The sequence below is a fragment of the Nocardiopsis sp. MG754419 genome, assembly GCF_018207095.1.
In the GTDB taxonomy this organism is placed as follows: Bacteria; Actinomycetota; Actinomycetes; order Streptosporangiales; family Streptosporangiaceae; genus Nocardiopsis.
The window spans coordinates 1-8,044 of sequence record NZ_QOCZ01000250.1 but is presented as its reverse complement, the minus strand read 5'-3'; the positions used below and the strand labels follow the sequence as shown (position 1 = coordinate 8,044).

General features: G+C 73.2%; 5 protein-coding genes. All 5 read left to right on the top strand.

Annotated features, from left to right (window positions below; translation table 11 throughout):
* Positions 1-1,147 (top strand): WD40 repeat domain-containing protein (locus DSY14_RS27035; RefSeq protein WP_211719436.1); only part of this gene is annotated, 1,147 nt, incomplete at its 5' end.
* A 524-nt stretch (positions 1,148-1,671) separates the two neighbouring features.
* Positions 1,672-3,498 (top strand): protein kinase, encoded by a 1,827-nt coding sequence (locus DSY14_RS27030; protein WP_307851349.1) that lies wholly within the window; start codon positions 1,672-1,674, stop codon positions 3,496-3,498.
* Positions 3,499-3,517: 19 nt separating this feature from the next.
* On the top strand, positions 3,518-5,578 hold the full coding sequence (locus tag DSY14_RS27025; protein ID WP_211719435.1) for a serine/threonine-protein kinase: 2,061 nt from the start codon (positions 3,518-3,520) through the stop codon (positions 5,576-5,578).
* A 768-nt stretch (positions 5,579-6,346) separates the two neighbouring features.
* Complete coding sequence (locus DSY14_RS29085; RefSeq protein WP_249188541.1) at positions 6,347-7,453, top strand: WD40 repeat domain-containing protein; 1,107 nt, start codon at positions 6,347-6,349, stop codon at positions 7,451-7,453.
* A 104-nt stretch (positions 7,454-7,557) separates the two neighbouring features.
* On the top strand, positions 7,558-8,044 hold a 487-nt coding region (locus DSY14_RS27015), incomplete at its 3' end, for a serine/threonine-protein kinase (protein WP_211719434.1).

Genomic DNA, 8,044 nt, shown 5'->3' with positions numbered 1-8,044 from the left:
CGGTCCCGCCGTCCCCGCGCCCCCGCAGAACGACCCGTCCGCCTCCCGACGCCGCCGAGCGACGGTGATCGGCGCCGTGGTGCTGGTCTCGGTCACCCTGGTGGCCGGAGCCGGCCTGTACGCCTACGACCGGATCGGGCTCGGCCCGGCGGGCGACCCCTGCTCCCCCGCCGAGGGCTACGCGGAGGCGTTCACACCGTCCACCGAACCGCCCGTGACGGGGCGCACGGCGCCGACGCTCACCTACGCCCCCGACGGCGAGGCCCTGGCCACCGGCACGGAGGACGGCGTCGGCCTGTGGGACACCGAGGCGGCCGCACACGTCGCCCACGTCCCCGTCGAGGGCGCCCGTTCCTCATCACCGACCGCCTTCGCCCCGAACGGCTGTCTGTTGGCCGTCGGCACCGAGGAGGGCGTCACCCTCATCGACCTGGCCGACGGCGAGCGCCGCACCGTGGGCGAGGGTGTTCCGGCGCGGGCCGTACGGTTCGCCCCGGACGGCTCCACCCTGGCGGTCGGGGTGGACTCCGACCCCGAGGACCGTCACCTGCACCTGTACTCCGTGGCCGACGGGGAGCGCACCGACGCCCTGGAGGGTTCGGGAGGGATCGGCGCCATCGCCTTCTCGGAGGACGGGGCACTGGTCGCCGGAGGTGAGATCGACGCCGGAGTCACGCTCTGGGAGACCGCCTCCGGCTCGGTCCGTTCCCGGATCGACACCCGGGACGGGGCGGACGCCGGCTCCTTCGCCCTGACCCCCGACGGCAAGAGGGTCCTGGTCGTGCGCGGTGACGCGGTGGCGGTGCACGACACCGGCAGCGGGAACGTCGACCGCACCCTGCGGCCTCGGATCACCGACAGTGCCCTGCTGGACGTGGCCTACAGCGCCGAGCACGAGCTCGTCCTGGCCTCCCGGGGAGAACGGGACGGAGGGACCGACCGCCTGACCGCCTGGGATCTGCGGTCCGGAGAGGAGTTCGTGCCCTCCGCTCCGTCCACCGCGGGACCCGACGTGCATCCGTTCACGGTCACCGACGACGGTGCCTCCCTGGCGGGGGTGCGCGGTGAGGACGGGGTCGTCATGGACTACGAGTTCCGACCGGACCTCGGCTTCATGGTCCGCAACCGCCTGAGCGGGCACGACTAGAACCGGCGTGTCGGAGCACCGGGGTGCGGGTGCGGGCACCGGTGGACGGGAGGCGCCGGAACGCGGGAGGGTGCCGGAGGGTGGATGCGCGAGGAACGACGCCTCCCACCAAGGGCGCCGAGGGTTCCCACCGCGCCGCGCGGCTTCCGCACACCGGCGGAAGCGCGGCGGAGGCCCTGAAAGGCCACGACCCCGGTCGCACCGCGGGACGCCACGGGAACCTCGGGCCGGAACGCGACATCGTACCGGTGGCCCGTGCTCCGCCACCCGCTACATTGTCCACGTACGTACCCCCTCGTTCCTCTCCCGGACCAGCCGGAACATCGCCGCTTCGCGTGCAGTAAGGATCCCTGCCGCCATGCATCCCCTCACCGCAGACGACCCGTCCGCGATCGGACCCCACCGGCTCCTCGCCCGGTTGGGCGCCGGTGGCATGGGCGAGGTGTTCCTCGCGCGGACCCCCGACGGGCAGCTGTGCGCACTGAAGGTGGTCAAGGAGGAGCTCGCCCACGACGGCCAGTTCCGTGCGCGGTTCGCCCGCGAGGTGCGCACCGCCCAACGCGTGCGCGGCCCGTTCACCCCGGCGGTCGTGGACGCCGATCCCGAGGCGCCCGCGCCGTGGATGGCCACCGAGTACGTGCCCGGACCGACCCTCAAGGAGGCCGTGCGGGACGAAGCCCTCCAACATCCTGCTGTCCCCCCGCGGCCCCCAGGTCATCGACTTCGGCATCGCCCGCGCCGTCGAGGGCACCGTCCTCACCAGAACCGGCCAGAACTTCGGCACCCCCGCGTACACGTCTCCGGAGCAGATCATCGGCGGGAACGTGACCCCGCGCGCCGACGTGTTCTCGCTGGGCGGTGCGGTGGTGTTCGCCGCCAGTGGGATGCCGCCCTTCGGTGCGGGCGTTGCGGTCAACAGCCTCGCCCGGGTGCTGAAGGCGGAGCCGAACCTCGACGCGTTGCCGGAGGGCCCCCTGCGGGACCTGATCGCCCGGTGCATGGCCAAGGACCCCGAGGAACGGCCCGACACCGACGCCATCCTGAGCGCGTTGTCCGGGCTGCCGTTGCCGTCGGCCGAGCACGGGTGGCTGCCCACCCAGGTGCACCGGCAGATCGACGCCAGGGCCGGGGCGACCGCGCGGGCCGGGGCCGCCGAACCCGCCACCGCGCCGCCCGGAGGCGCGCACACCGCGGAGGGCTCCGCCGAGCCGCCCCGCCCACGCCCCGCACCCGCGTGGTGGCGCCGCAGGTCCGCGCTGGTCGCGACGGCGGCGGTCGCGGCCCTGGTGCTGCTGGGCGGCGGTGCGCTCGCGTGGAGCGCGCTGCCCGCGGACTCCGAGGACGCGCCGGACCCGACGGCCGACGGTGCCGCCGAGGGGGAGAGCGCCGAGGGCGGTGGGGACGAGGACGACGCCGGGGCGGAGGAGGAGTTCGGCCCCTTCGACGGGTTCGTGTACGACCTCACGTTCTCCGAGGACGGCGATCTGCTGCACGCCTTCGGGTCGGGGACCCTGAGCACGTGGGACTGGCGGTCCGGGGAGCGGGTCGACGAGTATCCGCTCGCCACGGGGGCCCACTTCACCGGCACGGGTCACCTGGCGTCCACGGTCCACGACTACGTCCGGGTCTGGGAGGGCGACAGCGAGAACCGGATCGCGGTCCTGGGGCGCGACGAGGAGTTCGGCGTGTTCGACATGCCCGCCCTCACCGCCGACGGCTCCACGCTGGCCGTCCAGGCCTCCGACGACGGGACCCTGGAGGGGGACCCGATCCTGGTGACCTGGGACCTGGAGAGCGGCGAGGTCGTGTCCGACTTCCCCATCGACGGTTTCCTGCACGAACTCGCGTACACCCCGGACGAGTCGACCCTGGTCGGGGCGACCTACGCCGCGGACGCACAGACGACCGTCGCGGCCCTGGTGTGGGACGCGCGGACCGGCGAGGAACTCCACCGGTTCGAGAGCGAGGGGAGCGTCGACGTCGCGCTCTCCGCGGACGGCGACACCATGGTGGTCCTGTCCGACTCCACCGAGGTCTTCGTGGTCGACCTGGCCGACGGTTCCACTCGGGACATGGACGTGCCCGACCTCGGCTACTCCCGTCTGAACGAGGTCGCCCTCTCCCCGGACGGTTCGATCGCCTACTCCGGACGGAACATGCCCGACGAGGACTCCCTCGTGTGGGACACGGACAGCGGTGAGCTCCTGCCCGCGGAGGGCCTGCGTCTGTCGGACGTCATCGGGATCGCTCCGGACGGAGAGCACTTCGCCACCACCCACAGCGAGGGCGGCACCACCTTCGTCCGCGTCCTCGACGCGACCGACCACAGCGTCGTCGCCGAGTTCTCCTGAACACCCCTGGAAGGGCACCATGCGGCAACCAGCTCCCCACGACCCGCGCGAGGTCGGTCCCTACCGCGTCCTCGCCCTGCTCGGCTCCGGCGGTATGGGCCGTGTGTATCTCGGAACGGGGCCGGACGGAACCCCGGCCGCGATCAAGGTGGTGCGCGCCGAGTACGCCTACGACCCCGGTTTCCGGGAGGGGTTCGCCCGGGAACTGGAACTGGCCCGGCGGGTCCACGGTGACTACACGCCCCGGGTCCTGGACGCCGACACCTCGGGACAGACCCCCTGGCTGGCCACCGAGTACGTGATGGGCCCCTCGCTCCAGGACCTGGTGTCGGGGGCCGGGCCGCTCCCCGAGGAGTCCGTGCGCTTCATGGCCCGCGGTATCGCCCAGGCGCTCGAACGGGTCCACGCGACCGGGCTGGTGCACCGCGACCTCAAGCCCGGCAACGTGATGGTGGCGGCCGAGGGGCCCCAGGTCATCGACTTCGGTATCGCCCACGCGCTGGGCGACTCCCAGGAGACCGACGACGACGACGCACGGTTCGTCGGCACCCCCGCGTTCATGTCGCCGGAGGCCGTCGAGGGTGAGACGAACCCGGGATCGGCCGCCGATGTCTTCGCCCTCGGCGGGACCCTGGTGTACGCGCTCACCGGGCGGGCCCCGTTCGGCGACGGCCACCCCTCCACCGTCCTGTACCGCATCGGCCACCTGGAACCCGATCTCGATGAGGTCCCCGCGTCACTGCGCGGCATCATCGAGGCCTGTCTGGACAAGGACCCCGCCGCGCGCCCCGACGCCACCCGGGTGCTGCACGCCCTCGGCGGACCGGTGGCCCCCGCGCCGGCGGCCGCCGCCTGGCTGCCGCCCGCGGCCGCGGCGCGGCTGGACGGGGTCGCGCACGAGTACCACGGCGTGATCACCTCCGCCCCCGTGTCCGGGGGCAAGGGGATCCGGGGCGGTCGCGCGCTCATCGGCACGGCCGCCACCGTCGCCCTGGCCCTGGTCGCCGGGCTCGGTGTGTGGACCGCGGGTGAGGCCGCGCGGGTCCTCGGCCCCGGCGAGGGCTCCGATGACGGTTCCACCGTGGCCCGGCGCGAGACCTGCGACCCCGGCGAGCACCTCGCTCCGGAGTTCACCGAGGCCGCCAAGGACGAGCCCACCGCCCCCAACAACGTGGAGGGCGCCATCCAGATGGAGTTCTCCCACGACGGGAACGTCCTCGTCGTGGCCGGCAACGGCGGTCTGGCGCTGTGGGACTGGCGGGAGCAGACCGAACTCGCGTTGATCGAGACGGACATCCCCATGCCGTACGGGTACCCGCACTTCGGGCCGGACGACTGCCGGGTGGCCTACGCCTCCGACGACGGGGCGCACGTCTACCACCTGGAGTCCGGCGAGCACACGGTCTTCGCCGAGGGGTACGACATCGGCTCGGTCGCCTTCACCGACGACGGCACCCGGCTGGTCGTCGGTTCGATCGGGAACATGGACGCCCCCGTCCTGATCTACGACCTGGAGACCGGTGATCTGGACACGACCCTCACCGGCGGGCCCGTCAGCGTGCACGCGCTCGACGTCTCCCCCGACGGCGCCCACGTCATCGCCCAGGACTACACGTCCGGGGTCCACGTGTGGAACGTCGAGAGCGGGGAGATCGTCGCGGAGGGCACCGACAGCCCCCAACTGAACCCCAAGGGGGTCTCCATGGTCGACGACACCGAGATCCTGCGCCCCCTCACCGACGGGGCCCGGCGTGTGGACTTCACCGCGAGCTCCGACGCCACCGACTTCGTCGACGAGGACATGGACGCCGAGGAGTTCAGGGTGCACGACGTGCGGTACAGCCGGGAGGCGGACCGCGTCTACATCACCTACGTGCCGGTGGACTTCAGCTTCGAGGAGGCGTACATGAAGGTCTGGGAGTTCTCCACCGGGGAGGACCTGACCGCCGACGGGAACGAGGGCTTCATGCACGAGATCGCCGTGCACCCGGAGGGCGAGGTCCTCGTGGGCGTACCCGCGCACGGCAACGCCATCTGGTTCGTGGACCCGATCGAGCTGCGTCTCGTCGACCAGATCTGAGCGGCGGCCCGTTCGCTCCCCGACCCCCGGTGAGGCCCATGCACTCCCTCCACCCGCACGACCCGCCCGCCATCGGCCCCTACCGTCTGCGCGCCCGCCTCGGCGAGGACGCCTACGCCCGCGTCTACCTGGGCGCCTCCGACGACGGCGCACCGGTGGCGGTGAAGGTCGTGCGCCCGGAGTACGCCACCGATCCCACCTTCCGCGGGGCGTTCGCCCGCCAGGTGGAGGCGGCGCGCGGGATGTCGGGGGTCCACGTCTGCGCGGCCCGCGACGCCGACCTGCGCGGGGCCGTGCCCTGGGTCGCCGTCTCCCGCCCCCTGGGGCCCACGCTGGCCGCACTCGTCCGTGCGCACGGCCCGCTGCCGGTGGACGCCGTGCACCCCCTGGCCCTCGCCCTGGCACAGGGGCTGGCCGACCTGCACGCCGCGCACCTGGCCCACGGATCCCTGTGGCCGGACGGTGTCGTCCTGGCCGCGCACGGGGCGGTCCTGGCCGACGCGGGCCTGGAGTGGGCGGTCTCGGACACCGAACAGCGGGCGCCGCACCCGGCGTTCGCCGCGCCGGAGGGTGGGGCGAGCCCGGCCACGGACGTGTTCTCGTGGGCGGCGACCCTCTGCTTCGCCGCGAGCGGGGTCGAGGGCCCCGACGGGTCGGCCGCGGTGCCGCTGCAACTGCGCGGTCTGGTGGACGCGTGTCTCAAGCGCGACCCCCGGCTGCGCCCCAGCGCCATCGACCTGGTCCGCATGGCTCGGGGCCGCGGGCGCGGTGATCGCCCACGACCGGCTCTCGGGCGATCCGGGAGCGACGGAGGACGACGCGGTCTCGCTGATCAGCGAGGGCGACTGCGGGGACGCCACCGGATATCCGGCCCCGGAAGAGCCCCCGGCCCAGGACACCACCGTCTCCGAGCTGACCTTCTCCGCGGACGGGAACGTGCTCGCGGTCTCGTCCCAGGTGGGCCTCATGGTCTGGGACTGGCGAGAGAAGGAGGAGATCGCCCGCCCGGCCGAGGCGCTCTCCGCCCTCCGGCCCGAGACGGTGTTCTCGCCGTTCGGCTGCACCCTGATCGCCTCGTCACCGGTCGCCTACGAGACCCGCGAGAACCCGGTCCAGATGGCCCACACACACGACCTGCTCACCGGCACGACCGTCCGACACCTGGGCGCCCAGGAGGGACCGGACGAGCAGGACCGCTGGTTGGGCTCCCCCAAGGACATCCAGAACTTCGACTTCTCCCCCGACGGCACCCGCATGGTCCTCGCCCTGGACACGGGGTTCACGGACGGCGCCGGGACCCAGGTCATCGACACGGCCACCGGTGAGGCCGGAGAAGCCCTCACCGACCAACGCCAGTACCGGACCCGGTTCCTCGACGAGGACCACATCGCCACCAACGACCACGGCTCGGTCCACGTGTGGGACGTGGACAGCGGCGAGCGGGTCCGGACGGTGGAGGGGACCGCGAGCTCCTGGTTCACGGTGCGGCCCGGGGGCACCGAGGTCGCCTTCGAGGACACCACCGGCCTCTCCCTCGTCGACCACGGCACCGGAGAGGAGGTCGCCTCCTTCGCCCGGGACGAGTTCGAGACCGACGACGACCCGGCCCTCACCCAACTGCGGTTCGACCCCGCCGGGGAACTCCTGTACGCCGCGTGGATGGTGGACACCGACCAGGGGGGCTGGCGGTACCACTCCTACCTCTGGGACGTCGCCTCCGGCGAGAACCTGTGGGAGGACGCCGAGCACGACACCCGATACCGGACGCTCGCCTTCCACCCCGACGGTGAGGTCGTCGCGGCCATCACGACCGACCCGTCCCCGCCGGTGCTGCTGGACCCGGACACCTACGAGCAGGTCGGCACGCTCTACTGAGGTTCCGAACCCGGCCGGACGTGGTCACTCACCGCACTCCGGCCGGCACGGGACACGCAGTAAACTTCGCCCGAAACCCCACAGCCGCACCCACGAGAGCCCCCATGCGCCCGCTCACCAGCACCGACCCCGCCCGCATCGGCCCCCACCGGCTCCTCTCCCGCCTGGGCGCCGGTGGCATGGGCGAGGTGTACCTGGCCCGCACCCCCTCCGGACGGCTGGCCGCCCTCAAGGTGGCCAAGGCGGAGTTGGCCGCGGATCCGGAGTTCCGCGCCCGGTTCGCCCGCGAGGTGCGCACGGCGCAGATGGTGACGGGGCCCTTCACCCCCGACGTCGTGGACGCCGATCCCGAGGCGCCCGCGCCGTGGATGGCCACCGAGTACGTACCCGGACCCACCCTCAAGGACGCCGTCCGTGGCAACGGCCCCTTCCCCGAACCGACGCTCCGGGTCCTGGCGGTCGGTCTGGCCCGCGCGCTCCAGGCGATTCACTCCGCCGGGCTGATGCACCGCGACCTCAAGCCCTCCAACATCCTGCTGTCCCCCCGCGGCCCCCAGGTCATCGACTTCGGCATCGCCCGCGCCGTCGAGG